This window comes from Klebsiella sp. WP3-W18-ESBL-02 (genome assembly GCF_014168815.1).
Taxonomy (GTDB): domain Bacteria; phylum Pseudomonadota; class Gammaproteobacteria; order Enterobacterales; family Enterobacteriaceae; genus Kluyvera; species Kluyvera ascorbata_B.
In genome coordinates this window covers 246,042-270,110 of record NZ_AP021972.1, presented here as the reverse complement: position 1 = coordinate 270,110, position 24,069 = coordinate 246,042, and the positions used below count along the sequence as shown (strand labels likewise).

The window sequence follows — 24,069 nt, the reverse complement described above, 5'->3', positions numbered from 1 at the left end:
CGGCAAGCTTACGCTTCCGGGCATTGTTTATACTGCGAGACGCCAGGCTTACTTGTCGAACAGGTAGTGATTTACCAGCCCTTCCAGCAGCTCCTGATGAGCGCTCTGATGCTGCGGCGCCAGCTGATTCTGCTCAGCATACTTCGCCAGATCCTGCAGCGACATCTGACCTTTCAGAATCTGCTGGCCCAGCTCGCCGTTCCAGCCTGCATAGCGTTTTGCCACGCGTTTATCCAGCTCACCGCCTTCAATCATGCGCGCCGCCACTTTCAGCGACAGTGCCATCGTGTCCATTGCACCAATGTGACCATAGAACAGGTCATATTTATCCGTGCTCTGACGACGGACTTTTGCATCAAAATTCAGGCCGCCGGTGGTGAAACCACCCGCTTTGAGGATTTCATACATCACCAGCGCATTTTCCTCGACGCTGTTAGGGAACTGGTCGGTATCCCAGCCCAGCTGCGGGTCGCCGCGGTTGGCATCCACGGAGCCAAACAGACCCAGCGCAATCGCGGTGGCAATTTCATGATGGAACGAGTGACCCGCCAGCGTCGCGTGGTTAGCCTCAATATTCAGTTTGATCTCTTTTTCCAGACCGAACTGTTTCAGGAAGCCGTATACCGTTGAGGCATCGTAGTCATACTGATGTTTGGTCGGTTCCTGCGGTTTCGGTTCGATCAGCAGCGTGCCCTGGAAGCCAATTTTGTGTTTGTGCTCAACCACCATCTGCATGAAGCGGCCAATCTGCTCGCGCTCCTGGCGCAGGTCGGTATTCAGCAGGGTTTCATAGCCTTCACGACCGCCCCACAGCACGTAGTTTTCACCGCCCAGTTTATGGGTCGCATTCATGGCGGTGAATACCTGCGTGGCCGCCATGGTAAACACTTCCGGGTCAGGGTTAGTTGCCGCGCCCGCACCGTAACGTGGGTGAGTAAAGCAGTTGGCGGTGCCCCACAGCAGCTTCACGCCGCTCTGCTGCTGTTTTTCCGCCAGCACATCAACCATCTGCGCAAAGTTGTTCAGGTACTCTTTCAGGTTGGTGCCTTCCGGAGAAACATCGATGTCATGGAAACAGTAGTAAGGCACGTTCAGCTTGTGGAAAAATTCAAATGCGACATCAGCTTTACGTTTCGCACGCTCAATCGCTTCGCCTGGCTGCTGCCACGGGCGGTCGAATGAACCAATACCAAACATGTCCGCGCCGTTCCAGCAGAACGTATGCCAGTAGCAGGCGGCAAAGCGCAGATGGTCTTCCATGCGTTTCCCCAGCACCAGTTCGTCCGGGTTGTAGTGGCGGAAAGCCAGCGGGTTTTCAGTTTTCGGGCCTTCGAAACGAACGCGATCCAGTTGGTCGAAATAAGCTTGCATAATGGACTCCATAATCTGACAGGCGGCGAGGGATTAATTCGTCTGGTCATACTGAATTCTGAATCACCGCGGCTCAATTACGTTATTTCACACTGCTATTAAGAGAATCCACAAATGTGCGCTGGCTCGCAAAATAAAATGCGATGCGTCCCGTTTTATGTCGGTAATTTTTTCACGCCATAAATTTAAAATCAGATCGCGGTCAAAAATTAGCAATTAAACCAAATATCGTAATAAGAAGATAAAAATCTGTAATTGCCAGCCGCCGTTTACATGTTAAAAAATTGCTGCGTGTTTAGTCATTGCTGTTTCTTTTATCGCCAATCTCATTACCCTATCCCTACAGAAGGCACTACGATTATGAAGATAAAGAACCTTTGCCTCACGCTCTGCGCCTCGCTGCTTCTGACCAGCATGGCGAGCAGCGCTAAAGAAGTTAAGATCGGTATGGCTATTGACGACCTGCGCCTTGAGCGCTGGCAGAAAGACCGCGACATCTTTGTTAAAAAAGCCGAACAGCTCGGTGCACAGGTTTTCGTGCAGTCAGCCAACGGCAACGAAGAAACGCAAATGTCGCAGATTGAAAATATGATCAACCGCGGTGTAGATGTTCTTGTTATTATTCCCTATAACGGCCAGGTGCTGAGTAACGTTATTAAAGAAGCCAAACAAGAAGGTATTAAAGTTCTGGCCTATGACCGTATGATTAATAATGCCGATATCGATTTTTATATTTCTTTCGATAACGAAAAAGTCGGCGAAATGCAGGCCCAAAGTCTGGTCAATCAGGTCCCTCAGGGTAACTATTTCTTGATGGGCGGCTCGCCGGTAGATAATAACGCCAAGCTGTTCCGCGCCGGCCAGATGAAAGTATTAAAACCGTATATTGATGAAGGCAAAATTAAAGTTGTAGGCGATCAATGGGTTGACGGCTGGCTGCCGGAAAACGCGCTGAAGATTATGGAAAATGCCCTCACCGCCAACAATAACAAAATTGACGCCGTGGTCGCCTCGAACGACGCCACCGCAGGCGGCGCGATTCAAGCCTTAAGCGCCCAGGGTTTACAGGGCAAAGTGGCCATTTCCGGCCAGGATGCTGACCTGGCGGGCGTGAAGCGCATCATCAACGGCACGCAGACCATGACCGTGTACAAACCGATTACCCTGCTGGCGAACAGCGCCGCAGAGATCGCCGTCGAGCTGGGCAACGGCCAGCAGCCCAAAGCTGACGCCACCCTGAATAACGGCCTGAAGGACGTGCCGTCACGCCTGTTAACCCCTATCGAAGTCAATAAAACCAACATTGATGACACCGTCGTGAAGGACGGTTTCCATAAGAAAAGTGAACTCTGAATAGTATGCCCCGGCCACATCGCCGGGGCAGCGTAGCCGCCGGAAATCTCCGGTAGCCAGGCTTACGTGGAGCACAAGTACCTATGCCGTATTTACTCGAAATGAAGAGCATTACCAAAGCATTCGGGGTCGTTAAGGCTATCGATAATGTCAGCCTGAGATTAAACCCAGGCGAAGTTGTTTCCCTGTGTGGGGAAAACGGCTCCGGTAAATCGACGCTGATGAAAGTTCTTTGCGGTATTTACCCGCACGGTAGCTATGACGGCGAAATTATTTTCGCCGGTGAGACGCTGCAGCCTACGCATATTCGCGATACCGAGCGCAAGGGTATTGCGATTATTCACCAGGAGCTGGCTCTGGTTAAGCATCTGACCGTGCTGGAAAACATCTTTCTTGGTGCGGAAATCAGCCGCCGCGGCGTGCTGGATTACGACACCATGACCCTGCGCTGTGAAAAGCTGCTGGCCCAGGTCAACCTGGCCATTTCCCCCGACACTCGCGTCGGTGATTTAGGTCTCGGGCAACAGCAGCTGGTCGAAATCGCCAAGGCGCTGAACAAGCAGGTCCGCCTGCTCATCCTTGATGAGCCCACCGCCTCGCTGACCGAGCAAGAGACCGCCATACTGCTGGATATCATCCGCGACCTGCAGCACCACGGCATTGCCTGCATTTATATCTCGCACAAGCTCAATGAAGTGAAGGCCATATCCGACACCATTTGCGTCATCCGCGACGGCCAGCATATTGGCACCCGCGATGCGACCAACATGACCGAAGACGACATCATTACCATGATGGTAGGCCGCGAGCTGACGGCACTGTACCCCAGCGAACCACACGCCGCAGGCGATGAGATCCTCCGCGTTGAACACCTGACCGCATGGCACCCAGTCAACCGCCACATTAAGCGCGTTAACGACGTCTCTTTCAGCCTGAAGCGCGGCGAAATTCTCGGCATCGCCGGGCTGGTCGGCGCCGGGCGCACCGAGGCGGTCCAGTGTCTGTTCGGCGTCTGGCGCGGGCGCTGGGAAGGGCGCATTTTTATTGACGGCAAACAGGTCGATATCCGCACCTGCCAGCAGGCCATTGACCACGGCATCGCCATGGTGCCGGAAGACCGGAAAAAGGACGGGATCGTGCCGGTCATGGCGGTTGGCAAGAACATCACGCTGGCCGCACTCAATGATTTCAGCGGCGCGTTCAGCAACCTTGACGATGCCAAAGAGCAGCAGTGCATCCTGCAATCGATTGAGCGTCTGAAAGTCAAAACGTCATCGCCAGAGCTGGCTATCGGGCGGCTAAGCGGCGGTAACCAGCAGAAGGCCATTCTGGCACGCTGCCTGCTGCTGAATCCGCGCATTCTGATTCTTGATGAACCCACGCGCGGTATCGACATCGGTGCAAAATACGAAATCTATAAGCTTATCAATCAGCTGGTACAACAGGGCATCGCGGTGATCGTCATCTCGTCGGAACTTCCGGAAGTACTGGGGCTCAGCGACAGAGTGCTGGTCATGCATGAAGGGAAACTCAAAGCCAACCTGGTGAACCATAACCTGACTCAGGAAAACGTGATGGAAGCCGCCTTAAGGAGCGAACGCCATGTCGAAACACAATCCGTCTGAAATGAAACTGGCCGCCCCGGCAACGGCCCCGGCACTGCGGCTAACATCGTTGAATTTACAGGTTTTCGTGATGATCGCGGCAATTGTCGTGATCATGCTGTTTTTTACCTGGACCACCGACGGCGCCTACCTGAGCGCGCGTAACGTCTCCAACCTGCTGCGTCAAACCGCGATTACCGGCATTCTCGCCGTCGGGATGGTGTTCGTCATTATCTCGGCCGAAATTGACCTTTCCGTTGGCTCAATGATGGGCCTGCTGGGCGGCGCGGCGGCAATTTTTGACGTCTGGCTCGGCTGGCCGCTGCCGCTGACTATCATCGTCACGCTGGCCATGGGGCTGGTGCTGGGTGCCTGGAACGGTTGGTGGGTGGCCTATCGCAAAGTGCCGTCGTTTATCGTGACCCTTGCGGGCATGCTGGCATTCCGTGGGATCCTGATTGGCATCACCAACGGCACCACCGTGTCACCGACCAGCGCGGCAATGTCGCAAATTGGTCAAAGCTATCTGCCGGATGGCATCGGCTTTACCTTCGGCGCCGTCGGGCTGATGGCGTTTATTGCCTGGCAGTGGCGCGGGCGCACGCGTCGCCAGGCGCTGGGGCTAGCGACGCCTGCCTCTGGCGGCGTGGTAGGACGTCAGGCGCTGACCGCCGTGATCGTACTGGGCGCTATCTGGTTGCTCAACGACTATCGTGGCGTCCCAACGCCGGTGCTGCTGTTAACGCTGCTGCTGCTGGGCGGTATGTTTATGGCCACCCGTACCGCATTCGGCCGCCGTATTTACGCCATCGGCGGCAATATTGAGGCGGCGCGCCTTTCCGGGATTAACGTCGAACGTAACAAGCTGGCGGTCTTTGCCATTAACGGCCTGATGGTGGCGATTGCCGGGCTGATTCTTAGCTCGCGCCTCGGTGCCGGATCGCCATCGGCGGGAAACATTGCCGAGCTGGATGCCATTGCCGCCTGCGTGATTGGCGGCACCAGCCTGGCGGGCGGCGTCGGCAGCGTCGCCGGGGCGGTAATGGGGGCATTTATTATGGCGTCGCTGGATAACGGAATGAGTATGATGGACGTGCCCACTTTCTGGCAATATATCGTCAAAGGTGCGATTTTATTGCTTGCCGTCTGGATGGATTCAGCCACCAAGCGGCGCGCGTAATGGCCTGGCCGTGGTGTCGCCGATTCAGTGGCCGGCGGCACCCTCTCATGATTCACGAGGAACCCTGAACCATGTTTGGAAAACGTCACCGCGTGACGCTGTTATTTAACGCCAACAAAGCTTTTGACCGCCAGGTGGTTGAAGGCGTCGGCGAATATTTACAGGCGTCACAGTCAGAGTGGGACATCTTCATAGAGGAAGATTTTCGCGCGCGTATCGAAAATATCAAAGAGTGGCTGGGCGACGGCGTGATCGCCGACTACGACGACCCCACTATTGAAGCGCTGCTGACCGACGTTAAGGTGCCTATCGTCGGCGTTGGCGGCTCCTATCACCGTCAGGAACAGTACCCACCCGTTCACTACATTGCGACCGATAACTCTGCGCTGGTTGAAAGCGCTTTTTTGCATCTTAAAGAGAAAGGCGTTCACCGCTTCGCTTTCTACGGCCTGCCGGCGGCCAGCGGCAAACGCTGGGCCGAAGAGCGGGAATACGCCTTCAGTCAGATTGTTGCCAAAGAGAAGTACCGCGGCGTGATCTACCAAGGTCAGGAAACCGCGCCGGAGAACTGGCAGCACGCGCAGAATCGTCTGGCCGACTGGCTGCAAACGCTGCCGCCGCAAACCGGGATTATTGCGGTTACCGATTCCCGCGCCCGGCATATCCTACAAGCCTGTGAACACCTGCATATTCCCGTGCCGGAGAAGCTGTGCGTCATCGGTATTGATAACGAAGAGCTGACCCGCTACCTGTCGCGCGTGGCGCTGTCTTCGGTGGCGCAGGGCGCGCGGCAAATGGGTTATCAGGCCGCCAAGCTGATGCAGCGTTTGCTCGATAACGAGGTGCTGCCTTTGCAGCGGGTGCTGGTGCCGCCGATGCGGGTCATGGCGCGACGCTCAACCGACTACCGTTCGCTGAACGACCCGGCCGTGATTCAGGCTATGCACTACATCCGTAACAACGCTTGTAAAGGCATTAAGGTCGAACAGGTGCTGGATGCTGTGGGGATCTCCCGGTCAAACCTGGAGAAACGTTTTAAAGAAGAAGTGGGCGAAACCATCCACGCGGTCATTCACAGCGAGAAGCTGGAAAAGGCGCGTAGCCTGCTGGTTTCTACCTCGTTGTCGATCAATGAAATCTCGCAGATGTGCGGTTACCCGTCGTTGCAGTATTTCTATTCGGTATTCAAAAAAGAGTATGACACCACGCCAAAAGAGTATCGCGAGCAGCATAGCGAAACGCTGATTCCGGCATAATCACCGCCCACAAAGCAAAAAGGCCTTCCAATGGAAGGCCTTTTTATCTTCAGCGCTAATTACATGTGTGCCGCAATCAGACGCTGGTTGTCCTGATACATAGCGAACAGATAGTCGTTATAGCTCGAACCTTTGGTCGAATAGCCCTTCAGCTTGTGAATCATCGCCGTCGCGGTCACTTCCTGATCCGTCTTACGCAGCTGGGCGCGAGACTTACGGAACGAGGCATAGGCCGGGTGCGTATTCAGGTTCGTGGCATAAGCCTGAACGGACTCTTTCACGGAGTCGAACTTGGTATAACCATTCACCGAGCCCGTGCCGTTTTTACAGCCCTTACCGCACTTCATGCCGAACAGGTTGTTATTCGCGCGAGCCAGCTTGGACGTACCCCAGCCGCTCTCTGCAGCCGCCATGGTGGCGACCATGCTGCCTGGAATAATATCGACACGTTCAAGCAGCGCGTTCCACGGCACCTTACGGGTATTGCCGTTCCAGCTGACTTTGTAACGTGCGGCGATATCTTTCAGACGCGCGCGTTCAGACGGCGACCAGCGGCCTTCGTACTGTTTTGATACCAGCCAGTTACGATCCGCCGTGATAGCAGCATTTTGACTCGTGATATAAGGCATTACCGTCCGGAGAAACGCTCTTTTCCTTGGGGTTCCGGAAGGGTATTTTCGCAAATCAGGAAGTGAACTGCTCTTTACACTATTGCGAGAATACTCTTGTTTACTGCTGGCCTTACTATGACTTGTCTTTGTTACCGAGGCTTTTTGATGCTTTGTTACCGTGTGTGTTTTTGCGAACACCCCACCTGAAAAAGTACAGATGAGTAACATAAGTATCGCTGCCCCATATCGTCGAATGGGAGTCGATATCATTAGGTCTCCTGGTCGGATGTCATCATTCCAACGCCTTCTTATTTCATAAAATTGAGAGCTTAATCTCAAATTATAGCAAAAATAGCCCGCCAACGCACGTCTGAGAAATAGTCCGATTCCTAAACGCACAAACGGACGCGATTCAGCATAAGACAAACTACGCCGACAAAATGCCGGACGCATCTCATTTTAGTTCATATTTTGACCGCCATCACTCAGCCCTTGCCCTCCTCCTTCCTCCAGGAGGAGCACAGTGTGATAAGCCGCTGGCACACTAGGAAAAAACGTTCTGACATAGGATAACGCTATGAAGCACGCCGCCCTGATACCGCTACTCATGCTCCCCGCCTTTGCCAGCACCGCCGGCTGGACGACGCAGGATTTCCCCGCTTTTGCCGCCGATGGCACGGGAAAATTCAGCAGTCAGAAAATGCTCACAAAGGGTACTCGCCCGTTAAGGTTGAATCTTGACCAACAGTGCTGGCAACCGGCCACGGCGATTCGTCTGAATCAGATGCTGTCGCTTGAACCCTGCCAGGGCGATGCGCCACAGTGGCGCTTATTCCGCGACGGCAACTACACGCTCGAGATTGATACCCGTTCGGGCACGCCCACGCTGACGATTGCCGTCGAAAGCGCGCCGGATAACGCCAGCGTAAAGGTCAACGCACGCCAATGCCCGCGCTGGGACGGCAAGCCGCTGACGCTTGATGTCGGCAGTACCTTCGCTGAAGGCAGCCGCGTGCGTGACTTTTACAGCGGACAGACCGCTGTCGTGACGCAGGGAAAAATAACCCTACAGCCAGCGGATAACAGCAATGGCCTGCTGCTGCTGGAGAGCGCCGACGTCACCGCCAGCGCACCGTTTAGCTGGCACAACGCCACCGTTTACTTCGTCCTGACCGACCGCTACGTCAACGGCGATCCGAGCAACGACAACAGCTACGGTCGCCATAAAGATGGGATGCAGGAAATTGGCACCTTCCACGGCGGCGACCTGAAAGGCCTCACCAGCAAGCTCGACTACCTGCAACAGCTGGGCGTGAACGCGCTGTGGATAAGCTCGCCGCTGGAACAGATTCATGGCTGGGTCGGCGGCGGTACTAAGGGCGATTTCCCGCACTATGCGTACCACGGTTACTACACCCAGGACTGGACCCGCCTGGATGCCAATATGGGAAACGAAGACGATCTGCGCGCGCTGGTTGACGGAGCTCATCAACGCGGCATCCGCATTCTGTTCGACGTTGTGATGAACCACACCGGCTACGCCACCCTCGCCGACATGCAGACGTATCAGTTCGGCGCGCTGTATCTGAAAGGCGATGAACTGACGAAAACGCTGGGATCGCGCTGGACCGATTGGCGACCCGGTCCGGGGCAGAGCTGGCACAGTTTTAATGATTACATCAACTTCAGCGATAAAGCCGCATGGGAGAAATGGTGGGGTAAAGCGTGGATCCGCACCGATATTGGCGACTATGACAACCCCGGTTTCGATGACTTAACCCTGTCGCTGGCCTTTTTACCTGACCTGAAAACGGAATCCACCGTGCCCAGTGGGCTACCGAACTTCTATCACCATAAGCCGGATACCGCGGCTCGCGCCATCGACGGCTTTACGCCGCGTGACTACCTCACCCACTGGCTCAGCCAATGGGTACGCGACTACGGCATTGACGGTTTCCGCGTTGATACCGCCAAACACGTTGAGCTTGCCGCCTGGCAGCAGCTTAAATCGCAGTCGGTGGACGCGCTGGCAGCGTGGAAAAAGGCCAACCCGCAGAAAGCCATGGACGACGCGCCGTTCTGGATGACCGGCGAAGCGTGGGGCCACGGCGTGATGCAAAGCGACTACTATCGCCACGGCTTCGACGCCATGATCAACTTTGATTACCAGGAGCAGGCCGCGAAAGCCAGCGCCTGCCTGGCGAATATCGACCAGACCTGGCAGCAAATGGCCGACAAGCTGCAGCAGTTTAACGTCCTGAGCTACCTCTCATCGCACGATACCCGTCTGTTCCGGGAGAAAGGCGGTAACGCCGCCGAGCTGCTGCTGCTCGCACCGGGCGCGGTGCAAATCTTCTACGGCGATGAGTCCGAGCGCCCGTTTGGCCCCACCGGCTCCGACCCGCTCCAGGGTACGCGATCGTCAATGAACTGGCAGGACGTCGCAGGAAAATCTGCCGATACGGTCGCACACTGGCAGAAACTGGGACAGTTCCGCGCACGTCATTCGGCCATTGGCGAAGGTCAGCAAACAACGCTCAGCCTGACTGACGGGTACGGTTTTGTTCGCGTACACGGTGAAGACAAGGTCATGGTGATCTGGGCTGGTAACCGCTAATTTATATGCTTCCAGGCCCGCGGCTTGAGCGCGGGCCTTTACAGAATAAAAAACCAGAAATCCGCTACTTTCTCAATTTTTCGACTGAGCCAACCCTCAAAAGCCCATTTGCACCCCATCGTGAGTGGCGTTATCGTTACCTACTTCACAGAATGAGCAATAGAAAATCGGCTATGACATTTTCACTTTTCGGCGACAAATTCACCCGCCATTCAGGCATTACACGCCTGATGGAGGACCTCAACGACGGTTTACGCACCCCAGGCGCAATCATGCTAGGCGGCGGCAACCCGGCACAGATTCCAGAGATGAACGCCTACTTCAATAATCTGCTGGCGGATATGCTGGAAAACGGCAAAGCGGCTGAAGCGCTATGCAATTACGATGGTCCGCAGGGGAAAAATGAGCTACTCGTTGTACTCGCCGAGATGCTGCGCGAAGAATTAGGTTGGGATATTGGCCCACAGAATATTGCACTGACAAATGGCAGCCAAAGCGCATTTTTCTACTTGTTCAATCTGTTCGCCGGCCGCTGCGCCGACGGTACGACTCGAAAGGTCCTTTTCCCCCTCACTCCGGAGTATATCGGTTACGCCGACGCGGGCCTCGAAGATGATCTTTTCGTTTCCACCCGCCCGCAAATTGAGCGCCTGCCAGAGGGCCAGTTTAAGTACCACGTCGATTTCGAAAATCTGCCAATCGGCGAAGATACCGGCATGATCTGCGTCTCACGCCCCACCAACCCGACGGGTAACGTCATCACCGATGACGAGCTGAAGCAGTTAGACACGCTGGCTCAACAGCACGGCGTGCCGCTTATCATCGACAACGCCTACGGCGTGCCTTTCCCGGGGATTATCTTCAGCCAGGCAACGCCGCTGTGGAATTCGAACATCGTACTGTGCATGAGCTTGTCGAAATTAGGCCTGCCGGGCAGCCGCTGCGGCATCATTATTGCCGATGAGAAAATCATCACCGCCATCAGCAATATGAACGGCATCATCAGCCTCGCCCCAGGCGGGATTGGGCCAGCCATCATGTGTGAAATGATTAAACGCCGCGATCTGCTGCGCCTGTCAGAAACGGTCATTAAGCCTTTCTACTACCAGCGCGTGCAGGAAACGATCGCCACGATCCGCCGCTATTTGCCGGAGGAGCGCTGCCTTATTCACAAACCGGAAGGCGCTATTTTCCTGTGGCTGTGGTTTAAAGATCTGCCCATTACGACGGAAACGCTCTATCAGCGCCTGAAAAAGCGCGGCGTGCTGATGGTCCCTGGTGATGTATTCTTCCCTGGATTGGATAAGCCCTGGGAACATACGCACCAGTGCATGCGCATGAACTATGTGCCGGAGCCGGACAAAATTGAAGCCGGGGTAAAAATCCTCGCCGAGGAAATTGAAATAGCCTGGCGGGAACATCAGTAATATATGATATATTAGCCTCTGATTTCAGGGGCTAATATAGCCAACAGTCTCTCTATGTTATTTAAAATAACAAAGCATTCACCCCACCTTATTCAACCGATCGGATTAGTCCCAATTTATCCCCTCATTTCATTACCGCTACATATCTCAATTGATTATTTAATGCTGCTTAACATGTTAAAAACAAAGTAACGATATGTTTCCTAAGAACATATTATTTTACATAGCAGACTTTGTTTATCCTTAAATTAAATCAGATTAATTCATCCTTTCGTATGAAAAGAAACGCCACATGCAAGGCGTAATTTTGAACTTACACTGACTAATACGCACTCGGCGTTTTAACTGGTGGAGTATGATCATGGACTCTAAAAACGTTAGCCACTTAAGCGTTATTGCTGTGGCGGTTCTTATTGCATTCTCTCTCTCTGCCTGTAGCGGAAGCGGCGGGGGCTCTCATTCAACGGCCAAAAATGGCACGACCCAAGGCAGCGGTTCGGGCGGCGACGGTAGTGGCAGTGACGGCAGTGGCTCTGGCGGCGGCACAGGTGGTGGTACCGGCGGCGGAACGGGCGGCGGCACAGGTGGTGGTACCGGTGGCGGAACGGGCGGCGGCACAGGCGGTGGAACCGGTGGCGGCACCACCGCGCAGAATTCAGTTAACAGCATCATCGGTGACACAGGTAGCGCGGTTTCCGGAGTGGGCGACACGCTGAGCGGTCTGGGCAGCCAGTTGGCGACCACCACCGGCAACAACCCGGTCACCTCGACGATTTCAACAACGGTTAGCGGCGTGGGTAACGCCGTCGATACGCTGGGAACCGGCGTCACTAACGGCCTTGGCAATGCCTCCAATACCAATGGTCTGGGAACGACGCTGCAGGGAACCACCAGCACCGTAACCGTACTGGGCAACACGGTGTCTAGCGTCGGTAGCGGTCTGGCCACCAGCACCTCGGGCACTCCCGTTGCTGGGGTGACTGGCGTTGTCGGCAACGTCGTTAACAGCGCAGGACAACTCGTTAGCGGCACCGGAACCGGATTGACCAGCACCCTGCAAAGCCCGGGCGTCACCGCCGCAACAACCGGCGTGACCTCCGTGGTGAATAACACGCTGTCCGGCGTACAGGGCGTTACCCAGGGCGTGGGCACCGCGACCGGATTAGGCACGCCGGTTAACGGTCTGCTGGCTCAGGTCGGCGGTGCCGTCAGCGGCGTCGGAACCCAGGTTGGCACCACAACGCCAGCGCTGAGCGGCGTAGGCCAGGTGGTCTCGAGCGTCGGTAACATCGTCACCGATGCGGGCGGTCTGGTGAAACCGGCCACCGCGACTACCGGCAGCGGCAGCAGTACCGGCAGCAGCGGCGGTGGACTGCTGGCCAATGCCTCGCTGGGGGCGACGGTCAGTTCGCTGACGGGCAGCCTGAACGTCAGCTCCTCCACGACGGCCACCGCCAGCGGAAGCACCAGCAGCGGGACAACGACGACGAGTAACCCGCTGGGTGGTATCACCGGGCTGCTTACCGGGTTAACGACAAAAAAATAAGCTATATATTGATTAATGCCTTCCGTGCCCCCGCAATGGGGGCACGATTTTCAGCAGAATAACAATAATCATCCTTGCACAATAAAATACACAAGGAACGCGTCATGAAAACTACCCTATTTTATGCGCTGTCGGGGGTTGTTCTGCTTAATATTGCACGAGCAGACACATTACCCGCATTGATCGACCCAAATAACCCAGCAAAAGCAGAGCATAGCAGTACGACGCAACCCCCTGTAAATGCCGCACCCAGTTTAAGCGTAAGTGTCCCCAAAAATAAATTAACGCCCGAAACGTTAATTAAAGTTGATCATATTCAGTTTATTGGTGGCACCGTTTATCCCTTAAAAGACCTGCTGCGTCCTTTTGTACCCTACGCACACAAGCAGGTGCCATTAAAAACGCTAACCGGCCTGGTTAATGATATTACGTTACGCTATCGTGCGGACGGTTACCCCTTGTCTTATGCCTGGCTACCGGATAATAACTTCCAGGACGGGACGCTCAAGATTGTTCTGGTGGAGGGCTATGTCGCCCACAGTGATATCCAGAGCAATAATCCGAATATTGCCGAACGGTTAAAACGGCTGGCGGCAAAAATTATGGCGGAAAAGCCACTGTCGCAGTCCACCTTCGATCGCTACACCCAGCTGATGACGCGCACCCCGGGCGTCACCGTCGATGCCAACGCCCAGCTGCCGCAGAATATCTACGGTGCGGCGGCAATGCAGGCGAAAAGCTTCCAGCCGCATATCTGGGATATTTCATCTACGATCGACACCCGTCGTAGCCAGAATATGGCGTTTGTCACCGGTTCACTCAGCAACCTGACCAGCTACGGCGATCAGTTTGGCGTCGCAACCCTGGTGCCTCTCGACAGCTCGACGCGCAAATCCTATCTGGGGCTGAACTATCAGCAGTTCCTGACGGATGAAGGGCTGATGATGCAGTTGAAGGGCAGCTTTTATCGCGATAATCCACGCGACTACACGCGCCTGCTGAATTTCCCTGGCGGGTATTTTGACTCACGCCAGGAGACCACGCAGTACAACGGCGGCGCAATGTTAAGCTATCCGGTGCTCCTGACCGGAAAACAGCAGTTCAATATTAACGGTGGCATGGACTATACCGACCGGCGTAACGATAACCACATTCGCGCTATCGTCGGCGATCAAACGGTATACAGCGTGACGCAAAAGTCGCATGTGCGTTATCCGGCGCTTGAGTTCGGGATGAACGGCTTTCAGGCCTTCGATCGGGCCAGCATCAACGGCAAGCTGACCCTGCGTCAGGGTATTAACGCCTCCTCGATGTCCGATGCGGCGCCCGTCTATGGTAATGACCTGTCGTTTACCCTCTGGAAAAGCAATATTGATGCAGCATGGATGATCACCGATACATGGCGACTTTCGACGTCAATGGAAGGCGATTGGTCGGACAATGATTTACCGGAGCCAGAGCGCGTCAGTTTCGGCGCCCAACGTTTTGGTCGTGGTTATCAGGATGGCGAAGCCAGCGGCGACTACGGCTACGGCGGGCAGGTTGAGCTGCGTTATTTGCATCAGCGTAAAGAGAGCACCTGGCTTGCCACCGTGCAGCCTTACGTCCTTGCCGATACCGCGCAAACCTGGTTCAACGCGCCGGGCTACCCCCACCAGCGGCTGGCATCCGTGGCGACCGGGGTCATGGTCGGTGATAACAAGCACTACAGCGTGACGGTCGAAGCCGCGCGTCCGGTCGGAGATAAACCCACCGACACGCACAACCGGGAATGGCGCTACAGCCTGACCTTCAGCTGGAACTTCAACAATCTACATTAATTTCGCCGCGGTACGCTGGCCGACATCGACACAGGCCAGCGCCGCCGTAGGGCAGGCGGCCACGCAGGCAGGCCCTTCTTCGCGGTGACGACACAAGTCACACTTAATCGCCCGCGGCCTGGCCTGCTGCATCGTGACGTTCATCGCCCCGAACGGACATGCCAGCATACAGCTTTTGCAGCCAATACAGCGCGACTGATCGACGGCGATCGTCTCGCCTTCTCGCACGATCGCCCCCGTCGGGCAAACGTTGCTGCACGGCGCATCTTCGCACTGATGGCAGGCTACCGCCGTTGAAAACGAATCCCCCTTCACCACTCGAATGCGCGGCAAAAAGGCTTCACGCGAGACGGTATGACACGCCTGCTGATCTTGATGTGCCACCACGCAGGCAACTTCACAGGTACGGCAGCCGATGCATTTTAAAGAATCGGCGACAATAAACGGGTTCATTTCCCACTCCGTGATGGTTGATAAACGCTAAGAGTGCCAGAGTGGGGGGCGTTCATGCTTTGATCAAACAGCTGAGATGCGCCATTTTTGTCATCGACCTAACATGCTTTGTCTCTTTGCCTCAGGCAGAATGAATATGCTCTTTGCAATAGCGCCGTTTCCACGCTGCGGGCGTCAAGCCGGTGTGTTTGCGAAAAACCTGGCGGAAATACCCGACATCAGCAAACCCGCACTGTTCGGCCACTTCCTTAAGCGAACGCGTAAGGTTACTCAGCAGCTTCTCTGCCGCCTGATGGCGCTGCGCTTACCAGGCAGACCGGCAAAAAATCAATCGGCTGGTCTGATTCCAGACCAGCCCCAGCTATCGCTTCACCGCCAGATAAACTATATTCGCCCTTACGATAAAACCATCAAGATGACCCCATGGACGAATTTCAAAATCTGACGCTGCATAAAATCAGCGCAGGCAGTGTTTTTAAAATTCACCTTCTGGGCCTGCTTTGTTCGCTGGTCCCCCTCGGTGTACTCAATGGTATTCTGAGCGCCATTGGTATTACGGTGTTCACCCTGCGCTGGAACGGGGAAATCGTTCACGGCTTCTCCGCACTGATACTCAGCCCGCTGCTATTTTTGCTTCTGGCGCTGGTATTTACCGGTATTATCGGCAGCCTGACCTGGCTCGGGTTATGGATTTACGGGCAGTTTCGCAAGCTCACGCTGCGCATTGTGCCAGCCGGTGATAACCGCGAAGAATAATTGTCATGCCATGTGCGGTGCCTGATGGCGGCTCTCTGCACAACGGCATTCCCGGAAACAAAAAAGCAGAACGCACGCGTTCTGCTTTTTTTCGTGCAGAGGATGAATTACATCGCGGCGCGGAAAATCGCCATGATTTCGTCGTGCGTCGCCTGGACAGGGTTAGTGAATCCGCACGCATCTTTCAGCGCGTTGGTCGCCAGCACCGGAATATCTTCTTCTTTCACGTTCAGGTCGCGCAGGCCAGCCGGAATGTTTACCTGACGCGCCAGTTTGCGGATCGCATCGATACACGCCTGTGCGCCCTGCTCGTTGCTCATCGCGCTGACGTCGATATGCATCGCCTGAGCGCAGTCACGCAGGCGCGCCGCAGCCACCTTGCTGTTGAACACCTGTACGTGCGGCAGCAGAACCGCGTTGCATACGCCGTGCGGCAGATCGTAGAAGCCGCCGAGCTGGTGCGCCATCGCGTGAACATAGCCCAGCGACGCATTGTTAAACGCCATGCCGGCCAGGAACTGTGCGTAGGCCATCGCTTCACGCGCTTCTCCGTTGCTACCGTGTTCTACCGCCGTCGGCAGATTATCGACAATCATGGTGATGGCTTTCAGCGCACAGGCATCGGTGATCGGCGTCGCGGCAATAGACACGTAGGCTTCAATGGCGTGGGTCAGCGCATCCATCCCGGTAGCAGCAGTCAGCCCTTTCGGCATACCTTCCATCAGGGAAGAATCGTTAACGGACAGGATCGGCGTAACGTGCTTGTCGACGATGGCCATTTTAATGTGACGAGTGACGTCGGTAATAATGCAGAATCGGGTCATTTCAGACGCCGTACCTGCCGTGGTGTTGATAGCGATCATCGGCAGCTGCGGTTTGGCAGAGCGGTCAACGCCCTCGTAGTCGCGGATATCACCGCCGTTGGCAGCCACCAGGGCAATCCCTTTTGCGCAGTCGTGCGGGGAACCGCCGCCCAGCGAAACGACGCAGTCGCAGTCATTTGCGCGCAGCATTTCCAGGCCGTCTTCGACGTTAACGGTGGTCGGGTTTGGGTGCGTACCGTCAAATACCACGCTATGGATGTCATATTCCTGCAAACGCTTCTGGATATCGCCAGCGACACCCAGCTTATTCAGGACTGCATCAGTGACAATCAGAGCACGGCGAAAGCCATATTCCTTCATGGTATTCATTGCGTCATTTAACGCGCCATTACCGATAACATTCACTGATGGAATGAAGAAAGTAGATGCAGCCATGATAGTTCCTTTATTTAATAAGCAGGCCCCAGAGGCTATAGTAATAACCTCTGCAAAAACACGATCAAGTTAGCATTTCAGACCTTAAATAAAATAAAAATCGCGGCATCTCATTGTTTATGCCGCGATTTGTGGTGATTAATATATTTTTGTATTTTATTTAATATTTTTTCTAAATAAATTGTTAGTTTTTATTATCCGGGAACAGCAACGCATCACGTAATAAATGATCGTTACCGCGACGGCGCGTAAAACCAATTCGGTTGAAATATTCCAGAATCTGAATCGCCAGCTTGCGGCCAACGTTCAATTTATCGCGGAAGTCCGCCGCGCAGGTGGAGCCTTTTTCCAGATGGAGATCGCGAATCATGTTAGCAAACGCCACAATGCGATCGTTACGATAGTAGCGATCTTTTACAATGGCGGTAATCATCCCCTGCTGCGCAGCCTGACGTAAAACGCTGCGCATGGTGTTTTCATCCGTACCGGTCTGCGTCGCCAAATCGCGCACCCACCAGGGCTCGTCGCCAAACAGCGGCGCGGCTTTCAGCCAGATAACCTGCTGCTCGTCGGTAAAACCGGCCTTATGTTCCGGCAGGTGCAGCCAGCCGTGGTGGCTGGCGATGGTTCCGCTGGCACGCATCTGCTCAATTAACGTGAGGACCAGCGCTTCATCTTCCATCGGCAGCGCGATACGGCGCAGACGTTCACGACCCGGGCCAGGTTCATCTTTGTGCTGCTCGTGGTACTGCGCCAGCGCGTCCAGCAGCTTACGCTGCCAGCGCGCGGCCAGCGGGGCATCCAACAGGCAGTCACCGGCCAGGATGAAACCTGGCTGAGCAATCAGCGCTTCCAGCCCCTGGGCACTGAGCTGGCGCGCCCAGCCAAATTCACGCAGCTTTACCGCATCACGCGCGAGGTGCACCGCCAGCGCCTGCGCGTCGTTTTCTGCCAGCGCAAGCGCCGCAATCCATGCCAGGTACTCCGGCTTGCGCTTGCCACGGCGCGGTGAATTGAGCGTCACCACCCGCGCTCCGGCCAGCGTAACCTTCGCCGAAATATCGCGTAGCACCAGACGATCGTTATCCGCCAGCCACAGCGGTGTATCGAGCACCAGTTCAGCGAGGTTATTTTCCAGCAACGATACACGCCCGGTAATATGGCTGGCCGCATGGTGAATATGCAGCGGCTGCCATTGGCTCAGCGGCACATGGCTTTGTAACTCAACAATCACCCGCTCAACGGCCTCCGGCGGCGCTTCTGTCAGCAGCCAATCGCCGCGGCTGATATCGCCCTTTTCCGCTGCACCGACAATATTCAGGGCAATACGCTGCCCGCCATGCGCGTGCTCAACCGGCTGATTCTGGGCGTGCAGACCGCGTACGCGCATCGGCGTACCCATTCCGGTCAACCATAGGGTATCGCCCACGCACACATCGCCCGACAGCGCCGTCCCGGTAACCACCAGGCCCGCCCCCTTTTACGGTAAACGCGCGGTCGATGGCCAGACGAAAACGCTGGTGCTCAGGATGCTCGCGGGCGGCGAGCTGGCGCAGGTGTTCGCGCAGGGCCTCAATGCCCTTGCCCTCGGTGGCCGCCGTTTCAAATAACGTCGCCGGCTCAAAAGCATATTCACGAAGAACATCGGTAATTTGGCGGCGAACTTCAGCAATACGCGCGGCATCGACGCGATCGACTTTAGTTAATGCCACCGTCAGCGTGGGCTTGCCCGTCAGTTGAAGAATCGCCAGATGTTCACGGGTTTGCGCCATCACGCCATCGTCACATGCCACCACCAGCAGGGCGTGATCGATCCCCCCCACGCCCGCCAGCATATTCGAAAGAAATTTTTCATGCCCAGGCACATCGATAAAGCCCAGCACGCGGCCGTCCGGCTGCGGCCAGTAGGCGTAGCCGAGATCGATAGTCATGCCGCGTGATTTCTCTTCCGGCAGGCGGTCGGCGTTAATGCCGGTAATCGCCTGTAGCAGCGTGGTTTTGCCGTGGTCAACGTGACCGGCGGTGGCAATAATCATTTCAGCAACATCTCCAGGAAACGGGGTTCATCTTCAAGGCAGCGTAAATCCAGCCACAGGCGTCCGTCATAAATCCGGCCAATGACCGGCACCGGCAGGCTGCGCCAGCGGTTTGCCAGCGCCTCAAGGCGACTGCCGCGCCCATCGAGCGGCGTAAAAGCAATGGCCGCGCTGGGCAGGCTTTCGGCGGGCAGCGAGCCGCTGCCAATCTGCGACATACACGGCATGACCTGAACGGCGAATTCCGCGTCGTAGCGCTCGGCCAGCGGGGTACGCAGACGCTGCGCCTGTTGGTTGATCTCTTTAACGTGGCGGCTAAGCAAGCGCAGCGTCGGTAGCTCTGCCGCCAGTTTTTCCGGGTGCAAATACAGACGCAGAGTGGCTTCAAGCGCCGCCAGCGTCATTTTATCCGCGCGCAGCGCACGCTTGAGCGGGTGCTGCTGCAGCTGGGCTATCAGCGTTTTTTTGCCGACGATGATTCCCGCCTGCGGGCCCCCCAGCAGCTTATCGCCGGAGAAGCTCACGAGGCTGACGCCGGCGGCAATCATCTCCTGCGGCATCGGTTCTTTTGGCAGCCCGTAGCGGCTCAGATCGACCAGCGAACCGCTGCCCAAATCTGCCACCACCGGCACGCCCAGCTCGTGGCCCATTTCCGCCAGCTCGGCTTCTTCTACCGATTTGGTAAACCCTTCAATGCTGTAGTTGCTGGTGTGCACCTTCATTAACAGCGCGGTATTGTCATTTACCGCCTGGCGGTAGTCTTTGGCATGGGTGCGGTTGGTGGTGCCCACTTCGTGCAGCACGCAGCCGGCCTGGCGCATCACGTCAGGGATACGGAACGCGCCGCCAATTTCCACCAGCTCGCCACGCGACACCACCACTTCTTTTCCGGCCGCCGTCGCCGCCAGCATCAGCAGCACCGCGGCGGCGTTATTATTGACGATACAGGCATCTTCCGCGCCGGTTAAACGGCACAGCAGGTCGGCTAACGCCCGATCGCGGTGGCCGCGCCCGGCGCCGTCCAGGTCGTACTCCAGCGTCACCGGATCGCGCATAACCTGGGCGACGGCATTCACAGCCGACGTTGCCTGCTGTGCACGGCCCAGGTTGGTGTGCAGCACGGTGCCCGTCAGGTTGATGACCGGGCGCAGCGCGCTTTGCGCATCGCGCGCCAGCCGCTGTGCCGTCTCCTGCGCCCAGTCCTCGCTCCAGGCCGGCAGCGCCTGCTGCTCACGGATGCTAAGCCGCGCATCGTCCAGCATCTGGCGGAGCTGTTCTACCACCTGAGTGTGGCCATGGGCATCAAGTAAACGCGCAAACGCAGGCTCGCGAAGCAAGCGGTCGGTTGCGGGAAGCTGGCTGTAGAGTGACAGTTAAGTTATGAACAATGGAAAGTAACCGGGAATAACCGGGAAGTCACGGGAATAGGTGGGAGAAATCTTGGTGTCGCTGGGCTCGCGGAGGATCGGGTTTTAAAAATCAGCGAAAAACTTTTTTAGATCACCCTGCGGCTGAAAAATGATTCTGACAGATAAAGTTAAAACATACGGTATGACACTTAAAAGCAATTAAATGGATATTTAAAACTACGTGCTGAACATTTAATCCTTGCTGCTTTGTTAAACATAAAATTCGTTTGAAGGCCGTTTAAACTGGATTTGACCTTAGACAATATCTATGTCATCTGATTGATAGATAAGATATGTCTGCTTAATAAATCTATGTTTAACCGGCCTTCTTGTCAGTGCTAGCTAGGTCTTGTTGGCCTACGCCGCTATCAGTCTCAGATGTCCCTTTTTTCAGTTGCTCATTCAATCGAATCAGTCGTTCTTTTTCTTCGTAGCTTAAAGACATCCAGCTTGAGTCTGCATCATTGACTTGGTTAAGTGCCTGCAAAATACCCTTTGCCCCAATCTTGACGAAAGAGCTAACAAGGGCTGAGCGTTCGCTAAGGCTCAAGGATTGAAAAATCGTCTCCCATGTTGTAGCCAGTGCTGCATCGCTGCAAACAGGAGCTCCAGTAAAGGCGATTTGCAGCGAACTGCCATATTCCGGGATAGGTTCGGCAATAGTATTACTCATCTTAGAATCGCTTGTGCCACGATGGGACTCGCCAAAATCAATCACATCATTTTTACCTGAAGCCAACCAACTGATAGGAACTCCCTCAAGCTGAGCTATGCGAATAACTACATCTAGACCAGGTGTTGCTCCTTTGGAGAAATAGTTATTCAAAGTAGAGTACGGCAACCCCCAATCCATAGATGCCTGTCGTAACGACCTGCCTTTAAAGAGTTGCTTCAAACGCTCTTGAATGTTTGCTATTCCTTCCCCCTCAATAGCAAGTTTGTTTCCTTTTACCTCTGTCATTCATTCTCTCCTTAAGATATTGATTAGCAATGAGTTATCTCTATATAGTTGCAATTAACTACGGAAAGAGATTTTTGGCTTGATATTTTCTTTTTGTAGATCAATACTTATCCCAACGGATAACCCGCGCGAATTATCCGCGCAGATAACTTTTTAGGGTAATCGAACTATGCAAAGAAATGAAGTGTCGTGTGACTGGCATCGCATCGACATCGTTGCCGCGCTCCATAAGCGTGGGCTGACGATGCGCGGCCTCTCGGTCAGTGTGGGGCTCAAACCGGACACGCTGAAAAATGCGTTACACAGAGCCTATCCCAAAGGAGAGCGCATCATCGCCGATGCTCTCAATGTAGATCCTTCATCAATTTGGCCGAGCCGCTACAACAAGGATTAGTGATTATGTTTGTCACCGTGAATGAGTTAGTCGGCGTACCTGGGTTACCTACGACATTACAGGGGCTGAGATACAGCCTGAAAAAATGTGCTGATAATTCTCCCGAGTTAGTCAGAAAGCGTGCTGGCAGTAAGGCCTTTGAATATCACATTTCAGTGCTGCCCCCGGAGGTCAGGGCTGAATTGTTGTCCTCCAAAGGAATGGTGGAAACCTCAACTGGAGTAATTGACCTCCCCGTTCGCCTCAAAGCAAATGTAGAAACCGCTGATAATTTCGAACGTAAACAACTCTGGCAACACTGGGAGATGGCCACTAACGAGCAACGCCTACGCGCTGAACAACGTGCTAAAGCCGTCACGTTACTTTCTGAGCTGGTGAGTTCCGGTCTTTCGCTGCGACTGGCGATGAGAACAGCCGCTCACAAACTCCAGATGAGTGAGGGTTCATTACGTAATTTGTATTACCGGGTTCAAAACAGAAGCCGTGATTTATGGGCTCCTGTACTCCTTGACCGCCGTCTTCGTGAAAAATGCAAGACCAGCCGTGAAGCGCCGATAAGCGAGGAAGCCTGGCAGTTTTTCCTGGGGGATTACCTGCGCCCGGAAGAGCCATGCTTTACCAAATCTTATGAGCTTCTGGTCATCGCAGCGACAGAATATGGCTGGGAAATACCTTCCGAACGCACGCTCCGCCGTCGTGTCGAGCGCGAGATTGATGCGCGAGTGCTGGTTGCCACCCGCAAAGGTGATAACGCTCTGGCCCGCATGTTCCCCAGCCAGCAACGCACCGTCGCGCAGCTGCATGCGATGGAGTGGATAAACGGTGATGGTTACCAGCACAACGTCTTTGTGCGCTGGTATAACGGCGAAGTCATCCGTCCTAAAACATGGGTCTGGCAGGATGTCCACAGCCGCAAAATTATCGGCTGGCGTACTGATGTATCCGAAAACAGCGACAGTATTCGCCTGTCACTGATGGATGCGATTGCCACCTTTGGTAAGCCTGAGCACGTCACTATCGATAACACCCGCGCCGCTGCCAACAAATGGCTGAGTGGTGGTGTCCCGAATCGCTACCGCTTCAAGGTCAAGCCTGATGACCCGATGGGTATCCTGCCAATGCTGGGAATCCAGGTGCACTGGACCAGTGTTATCGGCGGCAAAGGCTGGGGTCAGGCCAAACCGATTGAACGTGCGTTCGGTGTGGGTGGCCTTGGCGACTACATCGACAAACACCCCTCTCTGGCCGGGGCATACACCGGGCCAAACACGCAAAACAAGCCGGACAATTACGGTGACCGGGTGGTTGATGTTGAGACCTTTATCACTGCAATCAGCGAGGGGATCGCGATGTTCAACGCCCGTGCCAAGCGTGAAACTGAAATGTGCCGTGGTGAACTTTCGTTTGATCAGGCCTTTGAGCGCAGCTACAGCAACTCGATTGTTACCCGCCTGAGTGATGAGCAAATCCGCCAACTCATGCTGCCAGCGGAAGCCGTCACGGTGAAAGTCACCGGCGAGTTTTTCCTCGAGTCCGGCGGCACGCTGTACGGACGCAAGAACAGCTACTGGCATCCGTCTCTGGCGAATATCCGTCAGCGCAAAATTACCGTGCGTTTCGACCCCCGCAACCTTCACAGCGAAGTGGCCTGCTATGACCTGGACGGGCGTTTCCTCTGCATGGCGGAATGCCGCTCAGCAGTGGCCTTCGGCGATACCGAAAAAGGCCGTGAACACAGCCGTCAGCGCAAACAGATGATGACGCATACCAAACGTGCGGCCCGTGCACAGCGCCGGATGAGCGCTATTGAGGTCAATGATTTGCTGCCGAAGGTGGCACCACCTGAACCGCCACAGCGCCATGTTGTCGAGCGGGTATTTACTGACGGCAATGCGCTGAAAAAAGCAATGGAGATACAGGAGGAACAGAACGAAAACGACGTGATTTTCCAGGCACTGATGAAGTCAGTCAGCAAGGCGAAAAAATAAAAAAGCGACGTTGGCCCGCCGCTCTTTA

At 55.1% G+C, this 24,069-nt stretch carries 17 protein-coding genes and 2 pseudogenes; 11 read left to right on the top strand and 8 right to left on the bottom strand.

The features are described 5' to 3' along the window. Positions 1–48 precede the first annotated feature (48 nt). A complete protein-coding gene (xylA, locus tag H7R56_RS01345; protein ID WP_106924997.1) occupies positions 49–1,371 on the bottom strand; it encodes a xylose isomerase in 1,323 nt (440 codons plus the stop codon). 360 nt (positions 1,372–1,731) lie between these two features. Here xylA and xylF point away from each other — a divergent pair, with 360 nt between their 5' ends. From xylF to xylR, 4 genes are all read left to right on the top strand, one after another. Beyond that, entirely contained in the window at positions 1,732–2,724 is a 993-nt protein-coding gene (gene xylF, locus H7R56_RS01340) for a D-xylose ABC transporter substrate-binding protein (RefSeq protein ID WP_106924996.1), read from the top strand. Between the two features lie 83 nt (positions 2,725–2,807). Further along, the gene (locus H7R56_RS01335) at positions 2,808–4,349 is read left to right on the top strand and encodes a xylose ABC transporter ATP-binding protein (protein ID WP_106924995.1); all 1,542 of its coding nucleotides are present in this window, start codon (positions 2,808–2,810) and stop codon (positions 4,347–4,349) included. After that, entirely contained in the window at positions 4,327–5,508 is a 1,182-nt protein-coding gene (xylH, locus tag H7R56_RS01330) for a xylose ABC transporter permease XylH (RefSeq protein WP_106924994.1), read from the top strand. The genes H7R56_RS01335 and xylH overlap by 23 nt, the downstream gene beginning before the upstream one ends. Positions 5,509–5,579: 71 nt before the next feature. Next, a complete protein-coding gene (gene xylR / locus H7R56_RS01325) occupies positions 5,580–6,764 on the top strand; it encodes a D-xylose utilization transcriptional activator XylR (protein WP_106924993.1) in 1,185 nt (394 codons plus the stop codon). A 59-nt stretch (positions 6,765–6,823) separates the two neighbouring features. On the opposite strand, the gene H7R56_RS01320 is transcribed toward xylR, so the two are convergent. Beyond that, complete coding sequence (locus H7R56_RS01320) at positions 6,824–7,645, bottom strand: protein bax (protein ID WP_106924992.1); 822 nt, start codon at positions 7,643–7,645, stop codon at positions 6,824–6,826. 307 nt (positions 7,646–7,952) lie between these two features. Between H7R56_RS01320 and H7R56_RS01315 the strand changes: the two genes are divergently transcribed. From H7R56_RS01315 to H7R56_RS01300, 4 genes are all read left to right on the top strand, one after another. Then, on the top strand, positions 7,953–9,992 hold the full coding sequence (locus tag H7R56_RS01315; protein ID WP_106924991.1) for an alpha-amylase: 2,040 nt from the start codon (positions 7,953–7,955) through the stop codon (positions 9,990–9,992). Between the two features lie 173 nt (positions 9,993–10,165). Next, positions 10,166–11,419: a valine--pyruvate transaminase gene (avtA, locus tag H7R56_RS01310; RefSeq protein ID WP_106924990.1), complete on the top strand. Its 1,254-nt coding sequence runs from the start codon at positions 10,166–10,168 to the stop codon at positions 11,417–11,419. A gap of 361 nt (positions 11,420–11,780) precedes the next feature. After that, the gene (locus H7R56_RS01305; protein ID WP_182928494.1) at positions 11,781–12,965 is read left to right on the top strand and encodes a collagen-like triple helix repeat-containing protein; all 1,185 of its coding nucleotides are present in this window, start codon (positions 11,781–11,783) and stop codon (positions 12,963–12,965) included. Between the two features lie 104 nt (positions 12,966–13,069). Continuing rightward, positions 13,070–14,785, top strand: a complete 1,716-nt coding sequence (locus H7R56_RS01300) for a ShlB/FhaC/HecB family hemolysin secretion/activation protein (protein ID WP_106924988.1) — start codon at positions 13,070–13,072, stop codon at positions 14,783–14,785. On the opposite strand, the gene H7R56_RS01295 is transcribed toward H7R56_RS01300, so the two are convergent. Both H7R56_RS01295 and H7R56_RS01290 read right to left on the bottom strand, forming a co-directional pair. Next, positions 14,777–15,238, bottom strand: a complete 462-nt coding sequence (locus H7R56_RS01295; RefSeq protein ID WP_106924987.1) for a 4Fe-4S dicluster domain-containing protein — start codon at positions 15,236–15,238, stop codon at positions 14,777–14,779. The two genes, H7R56_RS01300 and H7R56_RS01295, sit on opposite strands and share 9 nt — an antisense overlap. Before the next feature lie 121 nt (positions 15,239–15,359). After that, positions 15,360–15,539: pseudogene (locus H7R56_RS01290) on the bottom strand (helix-turn-helix domain-containing protein); the annotation flags it as partial. A gap of 122 nt (positions 15,540–15,661) precedes the next feature. Here H7R56_RS01290 and H7R56_RS01285 point away from each other — a divergent pair. Beyond that, entirely contained in the window at positions 15,662–15,994 is a 333-nt protein-coding gene (locus H7R56_RS01285; RefSeq protein ID WP_106924986.1) for a hypothetical protein, read from the top strand. Between the two features lie 107 nt (positions 15,995–16,101). On the opposite strand, the gene yiaY is transcribed toward H7R56_RS01285, so the two are convergent. The 4 genes and pseudogenes from yiaY to H7R56_RS01265 form a co-directional block, all read right to left on the bottom strand. After that, positions 16,102–17,253, bottom strand: coding sequence for an L-threonine dehydrogenase (gene yiaY, locus H7R56_RS01280; RefSeq protein ID WP_106924985.1), 1,152 nt, complete (start codon positions 17,251–17,253; stop codon positions 16,102–16,104). A 184-nt stretch (positions 17,254–17,437) separates the two neighbouring features. Next, positions 17,438–19,289, bottom strand: a pseudogene (selB, locus tag H7R56_RS01275) (selenocysteine-specific translation elongation factor). Further along, a complete protein-coding gene (gene selA, locus H7R56_RS01270) occupies positions 19,286–20,662 on the bottom strand; it encodes an L-seryl-tRNA(Sec) selenium transferase (protein WP_182928672.1) in 1,377 nt (458 codons plus the stop codon). The pseudogene selB and the gene selA overlap by 4 nt, the downstream one beginning before the upstream one ends. A gap of 352 nt (positions 20,663–21,014) precedes the next feature. Next, positions 21,015–21,659, bottom strand: coding sequence for a helix-turn-helix domain-containing protein (locus H7R56_RS01265; RefSeq protein ID WP_182928493.1), 645 nt, complete (start codon positions 21,657–21,659; stop codon positions 21,015–21,017). A gap of 169 nt (positions 21,660–21,828) precedes the next feature. Between H7R56_RS01265 and H7R56_RS01260 the strand changes: the two genes are divergently transcribed. Both H7R56_RS01260 and H7R56_RS01255 read left to right on the top strand, forming a co-directional pair. Next, a complete protein-coding gene (locus tag H7R56_RS01260; RefSeq protein ID WP_182928492.1) occupies positions 21,829–22,053 on the top strand; it encodes a helix-turn-helix domain-containing protein in 225 nt (74 codons plus the stop codon). 5 nt (positions 22,054–22,058) lie between these two features. Then, on the top strand, positions 22,059–24,041 hold the full coding sequence (locus H7R56_RS01255) for a transposase domain-containing protein (RefSeq protein WP_182928491.1): 1,983 nt from the start codon (positions 22,059–22,061) through the stop codon (positions 24,039–24,041). Positions 24,042–24,069: the final 28 nt, after the last annotated feature.

Excerpts from the sequence above, each read along its gene's own strand:
- xylA (WP_106924997.1), bottom strand. The coding sequence starts at position 1,371 with ATGCAAGCTTATTTCGACCAACTGGATCGCGTTCGTTTCGAAGGCCCG.
- xylF (WP_106924996.1), top strand. The coding sequence starts at position 1,732 with ATGAAGATAAAGAACCTTTGCCTCACGCTCTGCGCCTCGCTGCTTCTG.
- H7R56_RS01335 (WP_106924995.1), top strand. The coding sequence starts at position 2,808 with ATGCCGTATTTACTCGAAATGAAGAGCATTACCAAAGCATTCGGGGTC.
- xylH (WP_106924994.1), top strand. The coding sequence starts at position 4,327 with ATGTCGAAACACAATCCGTCTGAAATGAAACTGGCCGCCCCGGCAACG.
- xylR (WP_106924993.1), top strand. The coding sequence starts at position 5,580 with ATGTTTGGAAAACGTCACCGCGTGACGCTGTTATTTAACGCCAACAAA.
- H7R56_RS01320 (WP_106924992.1), bottom strand. The coding sequence starts at position 7,645 with ATGATATCGACTCCCATTCGACGATATGGGGCAGCGATACTTATGTTA.
- H7R56_RS01315 (WP_106924991.1), top strand. The coding sequence starts at position 7,953 with ATGAAGCACGCCGCCCTGATACCGCTACTCATGCTCCCCGCCTTTGCC.
- avtA (WP_106924990.1), top strand. The coding sequence starts at position 10,166 with ATGACATTTTCACTTTTCGGCGACAAATTCACCCGCCATTCAGGCATT.
- H7R56_RS01305 (WP_182928494.1), top strand. The coding sequence starts at position 11,781 with ATGGACTCTAAAAACGTTAGCCACTTAAGCGTTATTGCTGTGGCGGTT.
- H7R56_RS01300 (WP_106924988.1), top strand. The coding sequence starts at position 13,070 with ATGAAAACTACCCTATTTTATGCGCTGTCGGGGGTTGTTCTGCTTAAT.
- H7R56_RS01295 (WP_106924987.1), bottom strand. The coding sequence starts at position 15,238 with ATGAACCCGTTTATTGTCGCCGATTCTTTAAAATGCATCGGCTGCCGT.
- H7R56_RS01285 (WP_106924986.1), top strand. The coding sequence starts at position 15,662 with ATGGACGAATTTCAAAATCTGACGCTGCATAAAATCAGCGCAGGCAGT.
- yiaY (WP_106924985.1), bottom strand. The coding sequence starts at position 17,253 with ATGGCTGCATCTACTTTCTTCATTCCATCAGTGAATGTTATCGGTAAT.
- H7R56_RS01265 (WP_182928493.1), bottom strand. The coding sequence starts at position 21,659 with ATGACAGAGGTAAAAGGAAACAAACTTGCTATTGAGGGGGAAGGAATA.
- H7R56_RS01260 (WP_182928492.1), top strand. The coding sequence starts at position 21,829 with ATGCAAAGAAATGAAGTGTCGTGTGACTGGCATCGCATCGACATCGTT.
- H7R56_RS01255 (WP_182928491.1), top strand. The coding sequence starts at position 22,059 with ATGTTTGTCACCGTGAATGAGTTAGTCGGCGTACCTGGGTTACCTACG.